19 protein-coding genes are annotated in these 22,302 nt (G+C 46.6%); 12 read left to right on the top strand and 7 right to left on the bottom strand.

The genetic code is table 11. The annotated features are described in order from the left end of the window. Positions 1-27: 27 nt before the first annotated feature. Positions 28-1,704 (bottom strand): gamma-glutamyltransferase, encoded by a 1,677-nt coding sequence (gene ggt, locus RHEIN_RS08915; RefSeq protein WP_008898655.1) that lies wholly within the window; start codon positions 1,702-1,704, stop codon positions 28-30. A 149-nt stretch (positions 1,705-1,853) separates the two neighbouring features. Here ggt and RHEIN_RS08910 point away from each other — a divergent pair, with 149 nt between their 5' ends. The 5 genes from RHEIN_RS08910 to RHEIN_RS08890 all read left to right on the top strand — a co-directional run bounded on the left by RHEIN_RS08910 (position 1,854) and on the right by RHEIN_RS08890 (position 5,766). Further along, positions 1,854-2,831, top strand: coding sequence for a sensor domain-containing diguanylate cyclase (locus RHEIN_RS08910; RefSeq protein WP_008898654.1), 978 nt, complete (start codon positions 1,854-1,856; stop codon positions 2,829-2,831). Positions 2,832-3,060: 229 nt separating this feature from the next. Continuing rightward, complete coding sequence (locus RHEIN_RS08905; protein WP_008898653.1) at positions 3,061-4,533, top strand: Mannan-binding protein; 1,473 nt, start codon at positions 3,061-3,063, stop codon at positions 4,531-4,533. A 165-nt stretch (positions 4,534-4,698) separates the two neighbouring features. Then, positions 4,699-4,860 carry a YhfG family protein gene (locus RHEIN_RS21030; protein ID WP_008898652.1) on the top strand — a complete coding sequence of 54 codons (162 nt, stop codon included), beginning with the start codon at positions 4,699-4,701 and terminating at the stop codon, positions 4,858-4,860. Positions 4,861-5,109: 249 nt separating this feature from the next. Next, positions 5,110-5,409 (top strand): putative signal transducing protein, encoded by a 300-nt coding sequence (locus RHEIN_RS08895; protein ID WP_008898650.1) that lies wholly within the window; start codon positions 5,110-5,112, stop codon positions 5,407-5,409. A 75-nt stretch (positions 5,410-5,484) separates the two neighbouring features. Continuing rightward, complete coding sequence (locus RHEIN_RS08890; protein ID WP_008898649.1) at positions 5,485-5,766, top strand: hypothetical protein; 282 nt, start codon at positions 5,485-5,487, stop codon at positions 5,764-5,766. Positions 5,767-5,799: 33 nt separating this feature from the next. Here the strand turns inward: RHEIN_RS08890 and RHEIN_RS08885 are convergent, their stop codons facing one another. The 3 genes from RHEIN_RS08885 to RHEIN_RS08875 all read right to left on the bottom strand — a co-directional run bounded on the left by RHEIN_RS08885 (position 5,800) and on the right by RHEIN_RS08875 (position 10,896). Then, entirely contained in the window at positions 5,800-8,382 is a 2,583-nt protein-coding gene (locus RHEIN_RS08885; RefSeq protein WP_008898648.1) for a chemotaxis protein CheB, read from the bottom strand. Positions 8,383-8,462: 80 nt separating this feature from the next. Then, positions 8,463-9,071, bottom strand: a complete 609-nt coding sequence (locus RHEIN_RS20390) for a PAS domain-containing protein (protein WP_008898647.1) — start codon at positions 9,069-9,071, stop codon at positions 8,463-8,465. 238 nt (positions 9,072-9,309) lie between these two features. Beyond that, entirely contained in the window at positions 9,310-10,896 is a 1,587-nt protein-coding gene (locus RHEIN_RS08875) for an amidohydrolase family protein (protein WP_008898646.1), read from the bottom strand. A 248-nt stretch (positions 10,897-11,144) separates the two neighbouring features. Between RHEIN_RS08875 and RHEIN_RS08870 the strand changes: the two genes are divergently transcribed. After that, positions 11,145-13,343 carry a TonB-dependent receptor gene (locus RHEIN_RS08870; RefSeq protein ID WP_008898645.1) on the top strand — a complete coding sequence of 733 codons (2,199 nt, stop codon included), beginning with the start codon at positions 11,145-11,147 and terminating at the stop codon, positions 13,341-13,343. A 71-nt stretch (positions 13,344-13,414) separates the two neighbouring features. Here the strand turns inward: RHEIN_RS08870 and RHEIN_RS08865 are convergent, their stop codons facing one another. Further along, the gene (locus RHEIN_RS08865; RefSeq protein ID WP_008898644.1) at positions 13,415-13,708 is read right to left on the bottom strand and encodes a hypothetical protein; all 294 of its coding nucleotides are present in this window, start codon (positions 13,706-13,708) and stop codon (positions 13,415-13,417) included. 385 nt (positions 13,709-14,093) lie between these two features. On the opposite strand from RHEIN_RS08865, the gene RHEIN_RS08860 reads away from it, so the two are divergent. The 4 genes from RHEIN_RS08860 (at position 14,094) to RHEIN_RS08845 (ending at position 18,212) form a co-directional block, all read left to right on the top strand. Beyond that, positions 14,094-14,717 (top strand): substrate-binding periplasmic protein, encoded by a 624-nt coding sequence (locus RHEIN_RS08860; RefSeq protein WP_008898643.1) that lies wholly within the window; start codon positions 14,094-14,096, stop codon positions 14,715-14,717. A gap of 170 nt (positions 14,718-14,887) precedes the next feature. Continuing rightward, positions 14,888-17,170: a TonB-dependent receptor gene (locus RHEIN_RS08855; protein ID WP_008898642.1), complete on the top strand. Its 2,283-nt coding sequence runs from the start codon at positions 14,888-14,890 to the stop codon at positions 17,168-17,170. A 65-nt stretch (positions 17,171-17,235) separates the two neighbouring features. Beyond that, positions 17,236-17,607 carry a DUF1304 domain-containing protein gene (locus RHEIN_RS08850; RefSeq protein ID WP_008898641.1) on the top strand — a complete coding sequence of 124 codons (372 nt, stop codon included), beginning with the start codon at positions 17,236-17,238 and terminating at the stop codon, positions 17,605-17,607. Between the two features lie 35 nt (positions 17,608-17,642). Next, on the top strand, positions 17,643-18,212 hold the full coding sequence (locus RHEIN_RS08845) for a DUF4287 domain-containing protein (protein WP_008898640.1): 570 nt from the start codon (positions 17,643-17,645) through the stop codon (positions 18,210-18,212). Between the two features lie 4 nt (positions 18,213-18,216). Here the strand turns inward: RHEIN_RS08845 and RHEIN_RS08840 are convergent, their stop codons facing one another. Both RHEIN_RS08840 and RHEIN_RS08835 read right to left on the bottom strand, forming a co-directional pair. Then, positions 18,217-18,963 carry a class I SAM-dependent DNA methyltransferase gene (locus tag RHEIN_RS08840; protein WP_008898639.1) on the bottom strand — a complete coding sequence of 249 codons (747 nt, stop codon included), beginning with the start codon at positions 18,961-18,963 and terminating at the stop codon, positions 18,217-18,219. Between the two features lie 123 nt (positions 18,964-19,086). After that, complete coding sequence (locus RHEIN_RS08835; protein ID WP_008898638.1) at positions 19,087-20,706, bottom strand: methyl-accepting chemotaxis protein; 1,620 nt, start codon at positions 20,704-20,706, stop codon at positions 19,087-19,089. A gap of 353 nt (positions 20,707-21,059) precedes the next feature. Between RHEIN_RS08835 and RHEIN_RS08830 the strand changes: the two genes are divergently transcribed. After that, positions 21,060-21,398 carry a YggL family protein gene (locus tag RHEIN_RS08830; RefSeq protein ID WP_008898637.1) on the top strand — a complete coding sequence of 113 codons (339 nt, stop codon included), beginning with the start codon at positions 21,060-21,062 and terminating at the stop codon, positions 21,396-21,398. A 167-nt stretch (positions 21,399-21,565) separates the two neighbouring features. Continuing rightward, the gene (locus RHEIN_RS08825; protein ID WP_008898636.1) at positions 21,566-22,300 is read left to right on the top strand and encodes an MBL fold metallo-hydrolase; all 735 of its coding nucleotides are present in this window, start codon (positions 21,566-21,568) and stop codon (positions 22,298-22,300) included. Positions 22,301-22,302: the final 2 nt, after the last annotated feature.

The raw sequence follows: 22,302 nt of genomic DNA, 5'->3' as shown, positions 1-22,302 counted from the left end.
GCTTACTGAATAAACAGAGTTCAGCCTTTAATACTCAATCACCTTAGCTACGCCACGAGCCCGTGGATCGGCGGCGGCTTGCACCTTCTCTGGGGTCACTTGTATCGCCTGTACATCACCTAAATTCCAGCCTTGGGTATGCAGTTTGTAGCCTTTTTTGCTGAGTTGCTGCTGCACCTCATCCGGCAATGGGGCGTAAGGCTCCATGGTGATTTGATCTTTCGGCAATAACTGATGATGAAAACGGGTGGTTGCTACCGCATTTTGTAATGGCATATCAAAGTCGAACAGGTTGGTGATCACCTGAAATATCGAGGTGATGATGGTAGAACCCCCAGGAGTGCCAACCACTAAGCTGATTTTGTTGTCCTGTACCAGCATGCTGGGCGTCATGGACGACAACATACGTTTGCCGGGTTCTATCGAATTTGCGTCGTTGCCCACCACACCAAAAGCGTTGGGTACACCGGCTTTGGCTGAGAAGTCGTCCATTTCGTTATTCAGCACAAAACCAGCACCTTGCACTACCACGCCGTTGCCAAAATCTAAGTTCAGGGTATAAGTGTTCGACACTGCATTGCCATGCTTATCCAGAATGGAAAAGTGAGTGGTGTGATAACCTTCAAGACCAGGTTGAATAGCTTTAGTTTCAGAGATAGCTAAAGCGTTGATTTCTTTAGCGCGTTTATCCAGATAACTGCTGTCGAGCAATTGCTGCTGTGGCACAGTGACAAAAGCCGGATCACCCAAATACTGAGCCCGGTCAGCATAAACCCGTTTTTCCAGCTCGGCGATCAAATGCACGTATTGAGGGCTGTTGTGTTTTATGTTTTCGAAATCGTTGCTGCGGCGTTGTTTTAAGCCTAAAAGCTGAGCCAAAGCTATGCCACCTGAACTTGGCGGTGGTGCGCTAATTAACTGCTTATCGCGCCATGGTGTAACTAAAGCCTCACGCCAGCCTGCCCGGTAGGCTGCTAAATCGTCCATAGTGATTAAGCCTCTACCCCGTTGCATTTCCGCCACTAAAAGTTTTGCAGTTTTGCCTTTGTAAAAATCATCAGGGCCTTGTGCCGCAATGCGTTTTAAGGTTTCAGCCAGTTCAGGTTGCTTAAAATTTTCACCTGCTTTCATGGCACCAAAATACTGAGCGAAATTGGTTTTTCCTTCCAGTTGCCTGAGCAAATCTGGTCTGTATTGGAAATGATCGGCTGCGATAAAACCCTGGCTGGCGTAGTGAATAGCCGGAGCTACTAAATCCTGCCATGGCAGAGAGCCGAACTTTTTATGCGCCAGCCATAATCCCATTACGGTGCCAGGCACGCCGCTGGCTTTATGGCCAATTAAGCTCAAGTTTTCAATCACCTGCTTGTCGGCATTTAAAAACATATCTTTGTGGGCTGCTGCTGGTGCTGTTTCGCGGTAATCCAAAAAGTAGGGCTTGCCGTCAAACCAGACCAGCATAAAACCACCACCACCAATATTACCTGCTTCAGGGTATGTGACGGCCAGTGTAAAGGCCGTGGCTATGGCTGCATCTACCGCGTTGCCACCTTTTCGCAGAATTTGTTCGGCCACTGTTGCACCGTACTGATCGGGCGAGGCCACAGCGCCCTGGCCTGTTCCTTTGGTTTCCGCCGCCTGTAAGGGGGAAAACACTAAGGATAAAGCCATTAATAAAGCAGAGAAAAAAACGCGGTAAGTCATTACTCACTCCTTGATGTATTTACACTGTTTTAACCTGTTCAGCCTTTGATGACAAGAGTTTCCGCAGACTTAGCCGATTGAAAACAAGACAGCTATATTCAATTATGTTAATGTTCGAATGTTTCATTTTTTTCATTTGGTGGTATTCCATGAGTTCAGCTTCTTCTGGTTCTGATAAGGCAACAGGCTCTTTAACTTCAGTGGACGAGAACCATAGTTATCAGGCGATTGAAACTATTCTTAATAGTATGGATGCGCTGGTGTATGTGTCGGATCTGCAAACCTATGAACTGTTGTATATCAACAACTATGGTGCCGCCGAGTGGGGGCCTATAGCGGGCAAGACATGTTATCAGGTGCTGCAGGCCGGACAGGATTCGGCCTGTCGGCATTGCACTAATGGCAAGCTGCTGGATGCCAATGGAGAGCCCACCGGGGTATATGTCTGGGAATTTCAGAATACGGTGAATGGTCGCTGGTATCAGCGCCGCGATCAGGCGATCCGCTGGGTAGATGGCAGGCTGGTTCGTATTGAAATAGCCACAGATATCACTGAACGTAAAGAAATGGAACAACAACTGGCGAACGCCAAAGCTCTGGCGGAGCGGCAGGCGAATACAGATGAGTTAACTCAGTTAAACAACAGATGGGCGTTTTTTAATTTAAGTCGGCAACTGTTTCTTCAGGCCCATCGTCATGGCCAGATGCTGGCCGTGATTATGTTTGATCTGGACCATTTTAAGCAGGTGAATGACCAGTGGAACCATGCTGCTGGTGATGCTGTGCTGGCAGAGCTTTCAGCTTTGGCGCAAAGTCTGGTACGGGGTTCTGATGTTTTGGCTCGGGTAGGCGGAGAAGAGTTTGCCATCTTATTACCCGACACCCAGCCTGAGCAGGCAAAACAACTGGCAGAGCGGATAAGAGCAGGCTTTGAGCAGCATAAAATTGCAGTAGAAGGCGGAGAAATCAGTTGCACTGCAAGTTTTGGAATAGCCTGTGCCAATCTGGCTGGGTTAACAGGCGAATGTGAACCAGAAGCCATGCTGGAAGCCTTATTGCATCAGGCAGACAAAGCTATGATGCAGGCTAAACAATCGGGCCGGAACAGGGTTTGTATGCAGGGGTAAGTACAAGGGCAAGTGGAGATATAAAAGATAGCATGAGGTGATACGGGCTCTGTTTACTTAGCTCCGTACTTTGAACAAAAACCGCAGTGTTTTTGTTTCTTTTTTTGAAATTTCTTTCCTTTTCTGATTTAGCAACTAGAGTTTTCAAAACAGGTAAAAATGGCAGGCTAAAACCAGCAGAACCTGTTGCTAAAAAAGTGATAACAAAACAAAGGAAGGAATACCGCAGATGAATACCTTAAAAAAACTACTGATCAGCAGTTTGGTTTTAGGCTCGTTTTTGCCTCAGATGGCGTTGGCAAATCAGGCGTATGCAAGCTCTGCTTCAGCAGCTTCGGCTTGTCCTGTTGATCCAAACTGGTTAAAAAATCCGTCTTTACCTACTGAAGTGAAAAAAAGCGGCTCAGATGGAAGCTCTAATTTTTGTGATTTTTATCAGTTTTCTACTCAAACCTTTTTGTATCTGATGTCGCAAGACCCGAATGGCCAGCGTAATTTTATGAACCAGGCGAATTACCCTGTACTGGAATTCAAAGACGATGGCAGTCCAGCCAATTCCTGTGATAACAGCATCTCAGGGCCGACCTTAAGAACGGCGTTAGCCAAAGCCGGAGCCGGCACTTCGGTGACTACAGGCCAGGCTGGTGGTGGCGCTACTATTTATGCGCAGGATGGCAATGTAGTGTATTACGATGTGCGCTTCAGCAAGTCGCTATGTGCTTTAACCGGCAGTGCTGTTGAGATGCAAAAACAAAATATCATTAATTTTCCTGCCGGCACTATGGAGCTGAAATTTGGCTGGAAACTGTTATCAGACGCTGAAATAGCGTCAAATGCCTTTGTGACCCAAAAACAAAGTATAGGCGGTAAAAATGTCACTTTGGGTTTGGCTGGTATGCATATGGTGTCTGCGACTACAGATCACCCGGAATTTATCTGGACTACTTACGAGCATATAAATAATACGCCTGACTGCACACCACCAGATGCACAAAATGGCAATGCCTGGACTTTTGCCAGTGCCAGCTGCACTGCGGCTTTGCCTGGTTCAGCAGATGCGGGTAATAGTTGTAACTTTAATAACCCTCTGAAAAAACAAACTGCGCCAACAGGCACACCAACCAATATTTGTCGGGTTCATCCTTATGGTACCGCATCTGGTGATCCAAAAGCTGCACAAAATCTGACGGACGTGACTACCCAAAACAGCGAGCTGCTTAGTTTGTTAACACAACCGACCACGCCAGCCGCTATGAAAGTACTGGCAAACTATTTTACCGTTGGCGCACTCTGGGTGAGTGATATCAGCCAAAGCTCAGGTGGAGTAGGGGTTCCGAATGAACGGGGTTCGTTACGTTTAGCCAACTCAGTCGCTGAAACGGATTATCAGCATGTGAACCTGAACAGCACCTTTGCCAGTAATTGTTTTGGTTGCCATAACTACGCAGGCACAGGGCAACAGATCAGCAATAACATTACGTCTCAGGCGCTGAGTCATATTTTTAAAGATATCAAAATAGGTCAGGGTGAAAATATTGATGTAACGTCCGGCACTACTATTGGTGATAACAGCATGGCTGCTGGTATTTGTGGCGGCGAAAAAGGTGTGTGCCAAAGCACTGCAAGCTACCTGAAATGGAACGGCAACTGGACAAACGCTAATTCAAGCGCTGGTTCTGTCTGTGGTTGTACAGGTATCTGACTTAGTTTTTGTTATTTAATTTTTACTCCTCCACAAAGCTGCTGTTTTGTTGTTAAAGCAGTGGTTTTGTGGCGGATTTGTGTTTCAGCTCTGATGAGAGCCTGATGTTGTTGAGCAGATCAAAACCAGCTAAACTCAGGCTATCAATAAAGAGGTGCGGTTCTGATGAATAAACCACAATTGCGTAAGCGCTTCGACGCAACCAAGGTTGCCAATTACAACGAAAGCCTGAGGTTGGAAGGATTGAAGCCGACGGACAAAACCAGACAACAGCTAAATCCTAAGCTGGCCGCCAAACTTAAAGAATTACAAAGCTCTGATGACTGACAAGTACGGGGTCGGACAGGATCCTTATTGTTCCCCTGGCACTTCCATACTTATTAATTTACTTGATATCCACTCTGAAGCAGAACTTGAAGAAGCCGAGGTTGAGCTTACTTCTTTCAGATTAAAAAACTTTGAACCTGATTTTGACAATCTGACTTTTGCTTATCTTTGCCATATCCATTGGTATTTATTTCAGCAAGCAACGAAGCCAATAACAGTTCGCTGAAAGTAGAGGGAATTGTCTTGAAAATGATCTACACCCATGAGAACCGGCTTATTGTCAGTAATATCAAAAATATTCTGCAGCGCCGTGGTTTTGAAGTGTTTGTCAAAAACGAACATGCAGTGAGCATCATAGGTGAAGTCTCTGCTTTTGATAGCTGGCTGCAGTTATGGCTGGTGGATGAAAACGATTTTGCCTTAGCCAGCCGAATAGTACAGAGCCTGAAGCTGGATAGTGACGCCGAAGACTGGGTCTGTAGTCAGTGCGCTGAAGAAAATGCGGCTTCCTTTGAGTTGTGCTGGAACTGCGGCACTGATCAGGGCTGAGCAAACAGAAATAACTGCGGCGCAGGCTTTGGCGCTGTATAGTCTTACTGACTATCCCACAGATGAAAAAATCGTATGAATTTAGATAAAGCAAAAAAGCGCCTGTCAAAACAACTGACCAAAGGCTTTGAAGGTTATCCAAGCCTGTCGTTGGCCTATTTTGGTGAAACAGCGGATAAGGCCACCGAAGTGGTGGTGACCTTTGTATTGGAAGAAGGGGCTGCTGCGCAGCAGCAAAAATTCTCAGGTACGGAAGATGTGCATCAGGATGAGACTATTCAGTCTGTACTGGTTAAAATTATTGAGCGCTCTGGCGCAAAAACCGTCACTGAAGTTCCGGGTATCAGTCTTAAATAATCAGCCTTAAATAAGCTGCACTAAAAGGCCCTGTCAGGGGCCAACTACAGTTGGAGTCGATTGCTCCCGCAAAGCAGCTTCGAGTTTTTTCGTGGTGCTGATATCCACCAGGGTAATAACTACCCCGTCTATCACATTGTCCAACCGGCGATACGGCATGATCCGCACTGTAAACCAGCGCTCGTCACTGGTTGGAATTTGTTTTTCAGAAAATACCAGAGTGCGTAAGGTGTCCTGGGCGTCCTGATGCAAGCCCGGATACATCAAACTGCTGGTCAGGTCGGTCAGTGGCCGGCCCAAATCACTTTCACGCAGGTTAATAATTTTGGCGGCTCTGTCTGTATACCGTCTTACGTTAAGTTGCTGATCTAAAAACAACACCGCTATTTCTATGCTGTTCAGGGTATTTTGCAAATCGCTTTGCGCCAGGGCTAAATCATCCAGTTTGGTTTGCAATTCGGTGTTAATAGTTTGCAGCTCTTCATTCATCGACTGCATTTCTTCTTTCGAGGTGGTTAATTCCTCGTTGGTGGATTGCAGTTCTTCATTGGTCGACTGAAGCTCTTCATTACTGGATTGCAGCTCTTCTTTGGAGGCCTGTGTTTCTTCGCGCAGCAGCTGAATTTCATCCAGGTATTGTTGTTGCACTGCAGCTAAGGAAAAATCGACACTTGAAGCAGGGTCTTGCGAGTCTGTTACTTCACCTGCCACATCACGGAATACGATCATGGTCATGCCCTGCAAAGCCGAAGGTTCACGCAGCGCCTGCACTGTCACATCCACCCGTTGTGTTGTGTCTTGCACTGATACCGTCAAGCCACGCAGCTGCAAGGGCGCACTATGTTGAGATGCTTGTTTTAATGCGGTGGCAAGCGGAGCCCGCAATCCTTCCCGTGCCATGGCGTGGAAATTCCAGTTGGCTTTACCAGCAGCAGGTTCGAGGTATTTGCCTGTTCTGCCACTGATATAAACAATATCTCCGCTGCTGTTCAGCACCACAGCGGCTGGCGAATACACTTGTAACAACAACTGATCGGCAGCGTTTTGCAGGTTATGGGTTTTTGGCACAGAAGGTTTATCTGTAGGCACTGGATGCTCCTTAGCAAGGGTCGACAGCGGAGGGAAAGATTGAACTGGCAGCTTAGAGCCAGCCTGAGTGTGGCGAGGCTGGCGCTGGTACAGTCTTAATTTAGCCTGCACTGGTGTAAATAAGTCATGAAAACGGCCTGTGGTTTCTGAGCTGCCGAGCAGTAAAATACCTTGATCACGCAAGCTGTAGTGAAACAGGGGCAACAAACGGCGTTGCAATGCTGTATCAAAATAAATCAACAGGTTACGACAAACAATTAAATCCAGCCGGGTAAAAGGCGCGTCAAGAATAACATCATGTTGCGCATATAAAATTAAATCACGAACTGCTTGTTTGATTTGATAGCAGCTTTCATGACGAACAAAAAAACGTTCCAGCCGTTCGGCCGATACGTGCTCAGCTATAGACAGCGGATATTGACCACGGCGTGCACTGGCAATGGCATCAGGACTGAGATCGGATGCAAAAATTTGCAGGCTGTAGCCTTTAAACTCGCTGTGCTTTTCTAATACTTCACAAAAGGTGATAGCAAGAGAGCAGGCTTCTTCCCCTGTAGAGCAGCCAATACACCAGGCTCGTATTGCTTTGGTTTCCATGCGGTGCTGCAATAATTCAGGCAAGACCAGATCCGATAAATGCTGCCAGACGGCGGGTTCGCGGAAAAAGTGAGTGACGCCAATCAGCAGTTCTTTAAACAGCAGATCCAGTTCCTGCGGATTGTCGTGCAGAAAAGCCGCGTAGTCTGACAAAGAGGCTAAAGAGTGGATCGCCATACGACGTTCAATACGGCGTAATAAGGTACTGGTTTTATAAGAGGAAAAATCATGGCGGCTATGACGCTGCAACTGCACCACTATCTGTTGTAAACAATCTGAGGGCAGATCCGCAATTTCTAAGGAGTTTTTCTGCTGCGGATGCACTTCGGGTTTGTGAGCTAATACCGCCAGAATTCGACCCGGTAATTCGGCTGGAGTATCAATGATGTCGGCGAAACCTGCATTAATCACACTGCTCGGCATGGAATCAAATTGGGCTGAATCCGGCTTTTGTACTGCAGATAAACCACCTACTGCTTTGATCGCCTGAACGCCTGTTGTGCCATCAGAACCCATACCGGACAGCACTACGGCTATAGCTTTTTCGCCAAGGGCACTTGCCAGAGAAGAAAATAAAACATCAACAGGCAAACGTAAACCCCGGGCTTCTTCGGGTTTCGCTAAGTGCAAGCTGCCATTGACGACCGTCAGCTCGGTGTCTGGGGGGATCACATACAGATGATTGGCTTGTACTTGCATACCCTGAATGGCTTGCTGTACCGGCATAGTGGTGACCCGCTGTAATAATTCGGGCAACAGTGCTTTTTTGGTTGGATCCAGATGCTGAACCACAATCCAGGCCAAACCTGTGTCAGCTGGCGTTTGTGCCAGAAATTGATTCAGCGCTTCGAGACCTCCAGCCGATGCGCCTATGCCAACGATACGTATTGCTTTGGTTTCAGAGGTCTGGGAAATAGTGTGTGAACTCAATCAGATCATGCTCATTACAGAGAAGTAGGCTGCCCACTGCTGCCAGCGGGCATTAAAATTCAGTCAGACACAACAATGCTTTAGCTGGGTAGCTTTGGTTCGTCATCACAAACCATCATCATGATGGCGCGACGGTCTGGCGATAAGCTGATGTTCAGTTCCAGGCTCTGCTGGCCTTGCTGAGCCGGACTTGTCGTCAGGATTTTGTTCAGGCTGGTATCGCCACTTTGCAGTCTGGCCAAAGCAGCCCGCAGCTGAGCTTTACTTTCATTGTTTAACAACGAATCTACCGGTTGGCCAAGAAGCTGTTCTGTGACTGTGCCAAACAAACGGGCGGCGGCCAGGTTGCAATCCATAATCACGCCATCCGTTCTGAGCAACATGCAACCTACAGGCGCCATCTCAAAAAACATCCGGTAGCAGCTCAGCTCATGATTGGACTCCAGTTCATTGGCCTGCAGTTGCTCAAGCTGCATATCCAGCTCAACCTGATAGGTTTGCAGTTCGTGCAGTAATTTCAAGCCATCCACTGCCGTGTCAGGTTCATTGCTTAGCTGATACAGTACAGCAAGTGCTTCAGCACTGGCGGCCACTGTGTCACTGCATTTGGCTGTGCCGTTTTTTATTCTTTCGTTTGCTTGCTGGCGTAAAGAGGTAAAGTCTTCGTGGGGATGGTTGAAGTCAGACATACAAATCTCCGTTTTGAGTGACGATCATGGACCGCGCTTGCTGTCACAAGTGGACGGCGGACAGTGGGCCATCTGCGTCTGGCTTCCCTAAAACTAAATAGCCAGAGGAGTATAGACCTATTTGTTAAGCTGATGCACTGATTAATGCAACAGCCTGGAGAATAGGGCGGGATAAACTTTGTTTGATTTTGATTTAGCCGGATGAACGGGCGGTGACAAGCCGCCGCCCCTACAGCGGTTATTTTTTGGCTTTGTGCATGTCTTTTTCGCTTTGAACCAGATCTCGCACATCTTTAAGCAACTGCTGTGCGTCGTACACTACACCGTCTTTAATAGTGTAACGCACGCCTTTGCTACGCTCAGGCTCATTGTTGTCGTTTAAACGGTAATGGCCTGTGCCATACAGCACTTTAAAATTCGCCAGCGGGTTTTCAGCTACTATAACCATATCGGCTTTTTTACCCGGAACTAAGCTGCCTATGTCTTTATCCATACCCAAAGCAGCCGCGCCGTTTAAGGTGGCTACTTGTATGACTTCCAGCGGGTTAAAACCTGCTTCACGCAGTAATTCCAGCTCCTGAATATAAGCAAAACCATAAATTTTATAGATATAACCAGCGTCTGATCCGGCAGTCACACGACCACCATGGTTTTTGTAATCATTTAAAAACTGAAACCAGATGCGGTAATTTTCGCGCCAGGCAATTTCCTGATCTGTAGTCCAGTCAAACCAAAATGAGCCATGGGCGTAACGGTTTGGTTTAAAAAAGTCAGTTAAAGTGGGCAGGGTGTAGTCCTGATGCCACTCTGCGTTGCGCTGGGCACTGGCATCCCGTGTCGCTTCATAAATAGTCAATGTAGGGTTGATAGTGAAGTCCAGTTTGATTAACTCATCGCGCACTGTATTCCATTTGTCTGAGCCTGGTGCTGCTGCCTGTTTCCACAAATGACCTGCGCTGGCGAATCTGTCTTGCTCGTTCTGATAGTTGTAGCTGGCCGGGTAATTTTGGATCACTTGTCCTGTAAACAAAGCTTCAGGCAAACCATACCAGTGTTCCATAGAAGTTAAGCCCATACGGGCACTGTCCAGTGCATTGGTACCCATCACGTTCAACTGAGCGTGGTGCATCATAGTGCCGAGTTTTTGTTTTTTGGCTTCATCCAAAGCGGCGGAAATAATAGCGGGCGTTGAACCAAAAAACTTGATGCCCGAAGCTCCGGATTTTTTAATATCCCGCACCCAATCCCTTGCCTGTTCCGGGCTGAATACGGGTTTGCTCAGGCCTTGACCAAAGCCGATATAAGGCACAATACGCGGAGCTACTATGCTGTTTTTTTCTGAGGCTTTGACATGGCGCATAGTCCAGTCTACGCCGTTAAAACTGCCGGGTTCACGCACTGTGGTAATGCCGTGTGCCAGCCAGAGTTTAAACACATATTCAGCCGGAGTGCCGTTGGCAGAGCCACCAATATGACCATGCATATCCACAAAACCCGGCAGAATATACATGCCGCTGAGATCCATTTCCTGATCCCCAGGCTGAGCTTTTGGCCGTCCTTGCGGCAATACAGGCACACCCGGATTCCCTACCGCTTTGATTTCAGTGATACGGTCCTGTTCAATCACAATATCCACAGGCCCAACAGGTGGCGCCCCTTCGCCGCTGATATAAGTTGCACCCCGTAAAATCAGCCGTTTATACGGGCCTTCGCCTCTGTCCCGTTCCGGTGCTGATGGGGTTCGCTCAGGTGTGGCTGCAGCTTCTGCAAACACAGACATCAAGCTCAGCACAAGAGCGGCACTGAGCAACAGGCGAATAGGCATAGAGTTTCCTTCATTATTATTGTGGTGGGTATGCATGCTTTTACTATGGCAAGGGGTTGTTGAGGCCGCAACTTAATACGTTTAACAGGGGAATTGCAGCGATAATCAGTCTGTGCTTTGGTGTTGGATAACAGCTTAGCTGCTGATTTTCTTTATGTTGTTAATAGTCAATATAAGTGCTTTCGCATATACTTATGCGCCTTCGTGGCCGACCTTCATACTTCAAAATAATATAATGGAGAGCCTTCTTGAACAAATCCAAACAACCAATCCGCATTTTTGCAACCAGAGTCAGCTTATTAGGTGCAGCTATTACCGCAGCCTTATCTTCAGTGGCATGGGCTGAAGAGAAATCACAAGCAACAAAAGACGACAGCATTGAAACCATTCAGGTGACGGCCACCAAACGTACTCAAGTGATTTATGAAGTGCCTTTAGCCATTAGTGCATTTAGCGGTGATGCGCTGGCAGAGCAGGGCATCAGCGACCTGACAGATGTAGGCAAGTTTGTGCCTAACCTGAATGTAACGGGTTTTTCAGCAGGACATACGTCGTCAGCCAACCCTTTTATTCGTGGCATTGGTTTGCAGGATCACCTGATCACCACAGATCCAGGTGTCAGTGTTTATGTGGATGGCGTGTATCTGGGCCGTCAGGTTGGCCAGAACTGGAATTTGAGTAACATTGAACGTATTGAAGTATTACGTGGCCCTCAGGGCACTTTATATGGTCGTAACTCTATTGGTGGTGCCATTAACATCATCACTAAACAACCAGACGAAGTGGCTGTGACCAAAGTTGCATTAGAAGCGGGTAGCCGTGGCCGTGCCAAGGGAGATGTGTTTGTTAATCGTGAGCTGAGTGATACGCTGGCCTTTAATTTCAATGCCGGTTACAACCAGCGCGACGGTCTGGGCAAATTTATTAATGTGCCTGATGCTGAATATGATGTGGGTGAAACTCAGGAAGCTTATGGCCGTTTTTCGGTTAAATTTACGCCAAATGATGATTTCAGCCTGGTGTTAACTGCAGATGGCAATGACGGTGAAGGTGGCTTACGCCCCTATACTGTATTGATTGACGAAGTGCCAAATGGCGCTTATTACACTGGCATGAGATTTGGTGCGCCAACGCCCACTGGCCCGCTGCGTAATTCAGATCTGGCGCCCAATATTTATGACAATGCTACAGGTACTCGTGAAGTAACAACGGTCAGCAATGAAGCCAGTGGTTTGTCTTTGACGGCCGACTGGAGTCTGAACGACGAGTTGTCGACCAAGGCTGTGCTGAGCAACAGAAGCTCTGAATACAAAGCGGGTTTAGATGATGATGGTACAGTCTATACGCTGGATCATTACCCTGAACGAGGTGATGCGGATCAAACGTCGGCAGAGTGGCAGTTATCTGGCTTTTATGGCGATATGGACTTTGTGTCAGGCCTGTACTGGTTTGAAGAAAAGGGCAGCAATCGTCAGGGCGAAGACTCGCGTTTTAATGGCGGTGCTAATACGCTGGAACTGGATCAAACTTCAACCAGTCGCGCTGTGTTTGCCAATGTGGGTTATCAGCTGACCGACGATTTGCGTCTGGCCGGTGGTTTACGTTTTAACAAAGACAAAAAAGACGTAGTGGCAAATGTGGGTATTGGGCCTTTTGCTGCCAGCGATGAATGGAGCCAGATGAGTTACGACTTGTCAGCCAGCTACCGTATGGAAAATGGTATGAACCTGTACGGCACCATTCAGAGCGGTTATCAGTCAGGCCAGTTCCCGGCTCGTCCTTACTGCTTATTCGGCAACCCAGAGTGTCTGGTGGCGACGGATAACATCACAGCTGTGAACTACGAAATGGGTATCAAAGGGCAGGTGACTGATACCTTCAGTATGAGCGTTGCAGTGTTTAACACCGTATTTGACGACTTGCCTTATCAGGTCAGCACTACAGCTGAAGGCGGTTTCAGCACCACAAACCTGGTCGTCAGCCAAACCTCCCGTGGTATTGAGTGGGAAAGTACAGTGTATTTCTCGAATGCCTTTAAGCTGCACAGTGCTTTGGGCTGGATTGATGTGGATGTGGATGAAAAAGACGGGGTGAAACCTGTAGCGCCATTAACTCCGGAGTTAACCGCTGCTATTGGGCCTTCGTACGAGTTTGCACTGGCCAGCGGTGCCTCTGTTACCGCCCGTATCGACTATTCATTCCGTGATGAGATGTATGGTGAGCCCAGTTCAGACCCTGGTCGTCTGACTCAGATCGACAGCCGTGAACTGGTGAATATGGATATAGCCTACAGCCCTGCCAGCGGTGACTGGACAGTGGCTCTGTATGGCCACAATATCTTTGATGAGCGTTATGACAATGCCCGCTTAAATACTGGCGATTATATACTCAGAATTCTGAGCAACGATGCCAGTGAATTTGGTGTGCGTTATACAGCGCAGTTCTGATAGCCACTTTCTGTTCTGAATAAAGCCCATGATGTTGCCGTCATGGGCTTTTTTTGTGATCTGAATTTTTATTATCTGGCGCTGGCTCCGCCGCCCCCTAAAAACATGGCTGCGCCCAGTACAAAACCAATATCGTACCAGCCCCCTGAATTTGGAAATGCGTAGATGCGCACGTCGGTAAAATAGCTGCCAATTAAGCTGAACAGGATACAAAATCCGTGAATAAGCCCCATCACAAAGCTCATTGCTTCAGTTTCGCTTTGGCCTGCCACAGGCTGAGTGGCACATCCGGCCAGAATGCCTGCAGCGACAATAAACAGGATCAGAGTTTTATAGTTGATGAAGCCAGGTTTGATCAATTGCATAACTATCCTTGATAAGAGTTTAGTGTTGAGTATTCAACAGCTTGCATACCGTGATTTGCGATGCAATGCCCTGTTCGCGATTCAGTGTAACACAGGGGCCTGAGGGTTTGTTTTGTTTAAAAAATAAGCAGAAATGGTAACTGACAGAGGCCGTTTTGTTTTAGATCAAGTCTGAAACTGGAGCCTTGTTTTGATCTGGTTTATCTTTAAAGCATTCTGGTTTAGCTGAGTTTTTCATTTGCGATTGTATCTGTGCCTCTGGCTACTGATGTGGCCTGTATCAGCGGTAAGTCAGGATGATGTCGCCCCAACAGACTCTGCCATGCTGATCCGCATTGCTGCTGAGGACAATTAGCCGCCATTTTCAGACCATCAGGGCAAAGGTTTGTCTGAGCAATTAGTAAAAGCAGCTTTTGCTACTCAGGGTTATCAAATTACCACTGTTGTTGTGCCTTATGCCCGGGCTTTATATTTCACCAGTCAGGGTGACACCGATGCCTGCTGGAATGTGACCCGTCAGCAAAATACAGAGCGCGACTTTAGGTTTCATAACACTGCTTTATTTAGCGCTGACTCTTCATTTTATTATTACTTGCAGCCAAAGCCTTATGTGTCGGTAGCACAAATTCCGGATGGAGCTGTAGTAGGCGTGATTTTGGGGTACGAATACGGTGATTTGTATGAGCAGCATAAACACAGGTTTAAACGGGTTGAAGTATCGACTCATGCTCAACTTATTGGTTTGTTAAACACCAACAAGCTGGATTTGGCGATATTTTTTGATGATGTATTGCATTATTACCTGCAGCACGAAGGCATTAAGGCGCAGAATATTCAGCGTGGGCAGTTGAACTACACCAGCGAAATTTATCTGGCTTTTACCAAAGATAATCCTCAAAGCATCAGAAGGGCTGAAGCTTTGGATGCGGGTATAATGCAGCTTAAAAAATCCGGAGAGTATCAGCGACTGTTAAACCGCATCAGGCCGTCATTTACGAAAACCCCTTAAAGTGCAAAAAAATGGGCCGCTAAATAAAACACTTCAAAATCAAATGCCTGGATAATCTAACAAAAGTATCGGGATAAAGTCTGTTGTTAATACCATACTCAATGCAATGAGTGGTCGGGTCAGAACACTGCAAGTCCTCATAACAATTCAGCTTATAAGGCGTCATGGTGATGACAAACTACATAGTATTTGTGGTGGTTGTGTGTTTCCGTATTGGAGTTTTTATCAGTGTGGCAGGCCTGAGTGCTGTGGCTGTTGCCACAGAGCTTGATGTTAACGCCGATCATGAAACCCAGCTTGAGCATATTCTGGTGACAGCGCAACGGCGAGTCCAGAATGCTCAGGATGTGCCGCTTTCTGTAGCCACCTTAAGTGGTGAAAAACTGGAAGCTTTGTTTTCCTCAGGTGATGATATTCAGGCATTAACCACCAAGATCCCTGGTTTATATATCGAATCTTCGAATGGCCGTATAGCGCCACGTTTTTACATCAGAGGTTTAGGCAATACAGACTTCGATTTAGCTGCGTCTCAGCCTGTTTCTGTGATCATGGATGAAGTGGTGATGGAAAATGTGGTGCTGAAAAGTTTTCCGTTGTTTGATACAGAACAAATTGAAGTGCTGCGGGGGCCACAAGGATCGTTATTTGGCCGCAATACCACAGCAGGCATAGTAAAAATCACCTCAGTCAAACCTGAACAAAACTTTTCTGCTTACACCAGGATGTCCGCAGGTAGTTTAGGGGCTCTGGATCTGGAAGCTGCAGCGGGAGGAGGTTTGACTGAAAGCTTGTCCGGACGTATTTCCTTATTGTCGCAACAGCGCTCTGACTATATAGACAATGCGTTTACCAAAGAGCCCGATTTTACCGGAGGGCATAAAGAAAAAGCCGGACGTTTGCAATTGCGTTATGAAAGCACAGACTTTCAGACGTTATTGAATATTCACAGCCGGGATTTGGATGGTTCTTCCTCGGTTTTCCGCGCCAATGTATTAACTAAAGGCAGTAATCAACTGAACGAAAATTACCAGCGCGACCGGGTCTGGCATGACAGTGGTGATGGTAACTTCAGGCTTTATAAGGGGTTTGGCGCTTCGTTGGCTTTTGAGTTTATGTTGCCTGAGATGAGTCTTATCATGATTTCGGCGTTGGAAAAAGCCGATGGGCGGGGTAAAAGTGATGTGGATGGTGGCTACCGTATTGACGCTAATTTTGACGGTGTACCAGAGCAAATGGGGCCTGGCTTTATTCCTTTTAGTGCTGTGACTGAAGATCAGTTAAATAACCTGAAGCAAATCACACAGGAAATTCGTTTAGCCAGTGACACTGATAAGGCAGTGCAGTGGCAAATAGGCGCATTTTATTTTGATTCTTCTTTTGGCGTCACCAGTATCGATGGCTTTTATGGTGCCACTTCTGTGTACCACAGCAACCAGAGTTGGGCTTTATTTGGGCAGACAAGTTATGAGCTGACTGAGGCGTGGACGCTGAGCGGTGGTATTCGTTATACCTTCGATGAAAAATCTTTCTGGGTAGGAGAGCAAAATGTAGGAGGTGCAGCTTTGGCTGTGGGGGCTGCCCGTATTCAGCAATACGACCCAATCTTTCAGGATGACGGACAATGGAGCTGGGATTTCAGTTCGAACTACCAGTTCACAAATAAAGTCAGCGGCTTTGCACGCCTTGCCAAAGGCTTTCGCGCTCCGTCCATTCAGGGCCGTAATGTGGCCTTTGAACGGGATCCAACCACTGCAGAGTCTGAAACTATTCATTCTGCTGAAGTGGGGATTAAATCGGATCTGCTGGATGATTCTCTGCGACTGAATGCGGCGCTGTTTTATTACCTCATTGATGATATGCAGCTGTCTGCCATAGGTGGTGCAAGCAACAGCAATACCTTGCTCAATGCTGACAAGGGCACTGGCTATGGTTTTGAAGTGGATCTGACCTGGCATGCAACAAAAAGTTTAGTGATAGCAGGGGGTTTTAGTTACAACCACACAACACTCAAAGATGACGATTTATTGGTCGGAACCTGTGCTGCTTGTACTCTGACCAGCCCTTATGTCAATTTGCCAGGAGCTGGCAGTCAGAAGTTTGCTTATGTAGATGGCCATTCGTTTCCTCAGGCCCCTGAAACCATTCTGACGCTTAATGCCCGCTACGGTATTCCGCTGCGAAGTGGCGAGTTGTATTTTTATGGAGATATAGCAGTGCAAGGCAAAACCAAGCTGTTTTTGTACCAATCGGAAGAGTTTAATTCCAGCGGTAACTACGAAGCGGGTTTGCGAATAGGCTATCTGAACTTCGCCGGGCATTATGAAGCGGCTTTGTTTGGTCGTAATATTACCGACGAGCATAACCTTAAAGGTGCGATCGACTTTAATAATCTGGCTGGTTTCGTCAACGAACCCCGTGTTATAGGTGTTGAGTTTAAAAAGAGTTTTTTCTGAGTCTTGGACCAGAAGACGAACCGCTTTTGAGTTCGTCACTTTAAAGCAATACAAAAGGACAATATATGGCGTTGATTGTGGATCTGGTGATACTTCTGGTGGCTTTGCTGCACTTGTATTTTCTGGTACTGGAAATGTTTTTATGGGACAAACCCAAGGGCATGAAAGCCTTTGGCCTGACGCCACAAAAGGCAGCGGATACCAAAGTACTGGCGGCCAATCAGGGCTTATACAATGGTTTTCTGGCGGCTGGTTTATTGTGGGGCTTGTTTCAGGGCATAGTACATCAAGGCGCTGCAGGCCTCGATTTTAAAGTGTTTTTTCTGCTTTGTGTGGTTGTGGCTGGTGTGTATGGCGCTATGACGGTCAGTAAGAAAATCTTATTTATTCAGGCTATGCCTGCCGCTCTTGCATTGGTGCTGCTGTTTTTGGCATAAAGTGGCCTAAGTACAGACTAAAATTGGAGACACTTATGGCAGATCTTGATAAAGCTCTGGCCACTCAACTGGCCAATATTGAAAAACGCACAGGTAAATCCATTGCAGAGTTAACCCAACTGGTTCAGGCCTCAGCTCTGGTGAAACATGGAGAGCTGGTGGCCTTGTTAAAAAGTAGTTTGGGAATGGGGCATGGTGATGCCAATACCATAGTGCATCTGGCCCGCAGTGATACAGCTTCGCCTGTTGCCATGGCTGCGGATCCAGGGCAATGTCTGAACGAGCTTTATACGGATAAAAAAGCAGCATTGAAACCTGTGCATCAGAAGCTGCTGGCAGAGATGAGTCAGTTTGGTGATTATGAAACTGCGCCTAAAAAAACCTATATCAGTTATCGCCGTGCTAAACAGTTTTGCATGATAGGGCCTGCGACCAATACAGCAGTTGAAATTGGCTTAAACGTGAAAGATCTGCCTCTGAGTGAGAGGCTAAAAGTGATGCCGGCAGGCCAAATGTGTAACTATAAAATCCGCTTAGCTGATGTTGCAGAAGTGGACGCTGAGTTAGTGGCATGGTTAAAAGCCGCTTATGAGGCGGCAGCCTGAGCTTTTAACGCTTGATACAGATAAAAAGTGCATTACCTGAGTGGTTATCCCATGCTGCGATTTTTTCGTAGTTATGCTCAAGCACATGCACTTCAAACCAGGGGCAAAGCAGTTGTTCCAGCTCGGCAAAACTGATGGCTACCATAGGGTGCTGGTCTTGCCAGAGTTGTTTCAGCTCGGCCGTGGTTTTTTCTATGCTCAGGTTCAACGACTGCTGCTCGCCCTTACCACTGTAATTCCAGCCGGATTCAAACACAAAATGGCTGTTGTTAAACACAGCGCTGTGCCGTACGTAGGAGTTGTTGTCGATTTTGTCTTTATCGACCGCGTTAAAACAAAACACCCCACCTGGCTTTAAGGCGTTAAACACGCTGGCGATACAAGCTTTAAGGTTTTTTATACTGGCGCTGTAATGAATGGAGTATAAAAAACAGGTGATCAGATCCACAGGTTCTTCCAGCTGAAAATCACACATATTCTGTTGCATAAAGCGGGCTTCAGGACAACGTTGCTGAGCTTTATCCAGCATAGGCTGATTTAAATCCAGACCGCTGCTTTGATAACCAGCGTCCAGAAAATGGCGGATATGTGGCCCTGTACCACAAGCTAAATCCAGATGTGTTTTGCCTTCACCACCAAAAAACTGATGCAACCTGCGCGCACTCTGGCTTTGCGCCTGATAGTCGATATCAGCACACATCAGGTCGTAATAACCAGAAAGATCAGTGTAAAGCGCGTTGGATGAGTGCATGGTGCTGTATGTTTTGGTCAAATTTTCGGCCGCGCATCATATATCAGTTCGTTGTTTTTGCGAAGCTCAATAAAAAAGGCAGGTCTTGTCTACTGCTAAACAAAACCTGCCAAAAAAAGACCTTTACACCTTAAAACGAGCAACCAGACCGTTTAAATCTACAGCCAAACGGGTTAATTCAAATGAACTGGCACTGGTTTGATTAGCACCTGCTGCAGTTTGTGCTGCTAAATCACTGATAGTAATTATATTGCGGTCAATTTCCCGGGCTACTTTAGACTGCTGTTCAGCCGCACTGGCTATAACATGATTACTGTCGCTGATGGACAAAATACGAGACGCAATCCTATCCAATACTTCTGCTGCAGACTGGACCACAGACTGTGCCTCATTGGCTTTCATGCTGGTGCTTTGAATGGAAGAAACCGCGGCATGGGCTGAATCTTGTACGCTGCGTACCATGGCTTCAATTTCACCTGTGGATACCTGAGTGCGATAAGCCAGACTTCGCACTTCATCTGCAACTACCGCAAAACCCCGACCAGCTTCGCCAGCTCTTGCAGCTTCAATGGCAGCATTTAGCGCCAATAAGTTGGTTTGTTCTGCTACGGCACGGATCACGTCCAGTACCTGGCCAATGGAGGCAACCTGAGTTGCAAGTGTATTAATGACTCCACTGCTGTCGGCCATCTCTCTGTTCATGTTGACAATAACAGCACTGGTTTCCGCGACACGAGCTTTGCCTTCAGACGCCAGTCGGGCTGATTCGGCAGAAGCATCAGAGGTTTGTAATGCTGTGCTTGCAACTTCGTCCACTGCAGCACTCATTTCTGTAATGGCCGCAGCAGCTTGTTGAATTTCATCGTTTTGCAGTTGCAGTGCTTTGGAAGATTCTTCTGTGACTACATTCAGCTCTTCCGCCGCTGAGGCCAGTTGGCTGGAAGAGCTGCCAATCTGCACTATAGCTTCACGTAAATTAGATTGCATGGTCTGCAAAGCTCGGGCTAATCGGGTTAGTTCGTCATCCCCTTTAATCAGTGCATGTTGAGTTAAGTCACCAGAAGCGACAGTTTCTGCTGTTCTTAATGCTTCCTGTAAAGGTGCATTGATACTCGACGCCAGCACTCTGGCAACCACTAATCCTATGATTACTGCCAGTATGATGATGCTCAGAATAAGCCAAAAGGTGCTGTTATATTTGGTGGCTGATTCCGCACTGACCTCTGCAGCTGCCTGCTCATTAAAATGCACTATGGCGACAAGATGTTTGGTCATGCTGTCTGACAATGGATTAATTTGCGGTAGTAAGGCTTCGGCTTCATCGATTTGGCCGTTGAGCGCAAGCGAATAAAGCTGTTGCTGTGCTTGATAGTAACTGGAAAGAGAAGCTGCAAATTCATTGTACAACTGCTGTTCTTTGTCGCTTGAAATAGTGAGTTGGTAGTCTGCTGAATATTTCTCAACAGCCTTTTTTACTTCCTGTAGCAGGGTAGCTGTTTGCTGGCGGGATGCATCATCTTTATCTAATAACAAGCGAAGCGTAAAACCCCGCACCTGCATCAGATTCAGGTTCACTTCACCCAGATTAAGGATAGCGGGCAGCATATTGGTTTCTATTTCTGCTGCATTAGTTCGAATAGTTTTCATTGACGAGAGTGAAACAGTGCCAACACCAATAAGCAGGGCAATGATCACTGAAAATGCCAACAATAAACGCTTTTGTATGGTGAATTCTCTTAACATGGTATGCCTCGTTTTTTGTGCTGGAACGAATATCAACTAATACGGCTTATCGATATTATCAAATTTTCGCATATTATCAATGGTAGTGTTTCATATTTATCAAATTTTATATCTGAAGTTAGGTGTCAGCTATGGCTATCGATGTTGTAAGTGCAAGTTTGTGAGCGAAGGGTTGAGGTCTTGGTGCTGAGAGCTTAATAGTGAGGCTTAGACTTTCTTGTCTGAGGTAGCTAAGACAACACATCTAAAAAAACACTTGCCAATCACGGACGAATAACGAGATCCTATAGCAATACTGATTGTGTTCATTATGCATCCCACCGAATATCCGGCAGATGCACCAAGGAGATCCCATGTCTAAACCTAAAAGCCGTCGTTTACAGAAAAAGCTCTATTTGGGCGAATTTACTGAATACGGTTTTATGTTGTCCTGTTCATTAGGTCTGGAGTCTGATCAGGATTTCAGCAAATTGCTTGACCAATTTATCAGTCTGATCGAAAGCCGTGATCTAGTGATGGCCGGTGGTGGCGATAAAACTCAGTTTGAAGCCTTTATCTGGTCTGCACACCGTTATGGTTCTGCAACTCAGGAAGATATTGCTGTGATCACAGCATGGTTTAAAGCTCTGCCTTCAGTTGACCAATTAAAGGTCAGCGAGTTAGTGGATGCTAACTATGGCGTAAGTTTTTAAGTCTGTGAGTATCTTTTGCTGAGTTATGGAAAACTCAGCTCAAGCTTTTGTTAGTGCACTTCAGATGAGTGCAATAACAAAAGTCTAAAGTTGATTCAGTATTTAGTATGAAAGAGTGCTGCCCGAATGCTGAGGTGTCAAACCAGATCCTAGCGGAGAGCTGAACCATGGATAAAAACAACAAATTCACCATCATAGGTTGTGGTCATTCAGAATCCTTACTGCATCATAACAACAATGCTTTGGTGTCAAACTCAAAGGGCCTGTTGTTAATTGATTGCGGGCACACAGCAAAACACGCACTGCATGATCTTGGTTTGACTATTGGTGATGTCGACGAAATTTTTATCACTCATGTGCATGGTGATCATGTGTTTGGGCTTGAACGTTTTGCTTATGAAACCCGCTTTAAATATCAGAAAAAAATCAAACTTCATTATCACCCCGATATTTATCAGGAGCTGTGGGAGCAAACACTAAAAGGCTCTCTGGCAAAAATAGGCGAGGGCAGCCTGGCTTTTGATGACTATTTTGAATTATGCCCGCTCACAGGCTCTGGCTTCGAAAGTTTAGGTAATCACTACGATGTGTTTGAGGTTGCTCATACGCCGGGCAAAAAGACGCTGGGTTTGTGTGTCAACGATAAGGTATTTTACTCATCTGATACGATAGCTATACCCGAGATAGTGTCGGAACTTAAGTTTGATGTGGGATTTCATGACGTGACGCTCACAGATTGGAATCCGGTGCATGCCACTTTATCCAGCCTGATGGATTACCCTGAAGCTGTGCGAAAAAAACTGTACCTGATGAGTTATGAAGACAGCTGGCCGCAGTTTGAACAGCAGGTAAAAGCTTATTTTTCAGGTTTTGCGAAACAAGGTATGAGTGTGGAGTTTTAAGC

Origin of the sequence: Rheinheimera sp. A13L, assembly GCF_000217935.1 — a bacterium.
Classification (GTDB): domain Bacteria; phylum Pseudomonadota; class Gammaproteobacteria; order Enterobacterales; family Alteromonadaceae; genus Pararheinheimera.
This window is presented reverse-complemented; position numbering and strand designations above follow the sequence as displayed.

Excerpts from the sequence above, each read along its gene's own strand:
- ggt (WP_008898655.1), bottom strand. The coding sequence starts at position 1,704 with ATGACTTACCGCGTTTTTTTCTCTGCTTTATTAATGGCTTTATCCTTA.
- RHEIN_RS08910 (WP_008898654.1), top strand. The coding sequence starts at position 1,854 with ATGAGTTCAGCTTCTTCTGGTTCTGATAAGGCAACAGGCTCTTTAACT.
- RHEIN_RS08905 (WP_008898653.1), top strand. The coding sequence starts at position 3,061 with ATGAATACCTTAAAAAAACTACTGATCAGCAGTTTGGTTTTAGGCTCG.
- RHEIN_RS21030 (WP_008898652.1), top strand. The coding sequence starts at position 4,699 with ATGAATAAACCACAATTGCGTAAGCGCTTCGACGCAACCAAGGTTGCC.
- RHEIN_RS08895 (WP_008898650.1), top strand. The coding sequence starts at position 5,110 with ATGATCTACACCCATGAGAACCGGCTTATTGTCAGTAATATCAAAAAT.
- RHEIN_RS08890 (WP_008898649.1), top strand. The coding sequence starts at position 5,485 with ATGAATTTAGATAAAGCAAAAAAGCGCCTGTCAAAACAACTGACCAAA.
- RHEIN_RS20390 (WP_008898647.1), bottom strand. The coding sequence starts at position 9,071 with ATGTCTGACTTCAACCATCCCCACGAAGACTTTACCTCTTTACGCCAG.
- RHEIN_RS08875 (WP_008898646.1), bottom strand. The coding sequence starts at position 10,896 with ATGCCTATTCGCCTGTTGCTCAGTGCCGCTCTTGTGCTGAGCTTGATG.
- RHEIN_RS08865 (WP_008898644.1), bottom strand. The coding sequence starts at position 13,708 with ATGCAATTGATCAAACCTGGCTTCATCAACTATAAAACTCTGATCCTG.
- RHEIN_RS08855 (WP_008898642.1), top strand. The coding sequence starts at position 14,888 with ATGACAAACTACATAGTATTTGTGGTGGTTGTGTGTTTCCGTATTGGA.
- RHEIN_RS08850 (WP_008898641.1), top strand. The coding sequence starts at position 17,236 with ATGGCGTTGATTGTGGATCTGGTGATACTTCTGGTGGCTTTGCTGCAC.
- RHEIN_RS08845 (WP_008898640.1), top strand. The coding sequence starts at position 17,643 with ATGGCAGATCTTGATAAAGCTCTGGCCACTCAACTGGCCAATATTGAA.
- RHEIN_RS08840 (WP_008898639.1), bottom strand. The coding sequence starts at position 18,963 with ATGCACTCATCCAACGCGCTTTACACTGATCTTTCTGGTTATTACGAC.
- RHEIN_RS08835 (WP_008898638.1), bottom strand. The coding sequence starts at position 20,706 with ATGTTAAGAGAATTCACCATACAAAAGCGTTTATTGTTGGCATTTTCA.
- RHEIN_RS08830 (WP_008898637.1), top strand. The coding sequence starts at position 21,060 with ATGTCTAAACCTAAAAGCCGTCGTTTACAGAAAAAGCTCTATTTGGGC.
- RHEIN_RS08825 (WP_008898636.1), top strand. The coding sequence starts at position 21,566 with ATGGATAAAAACAACAAATTCACCATCATAGGTTGTGGTCATTCAGAA.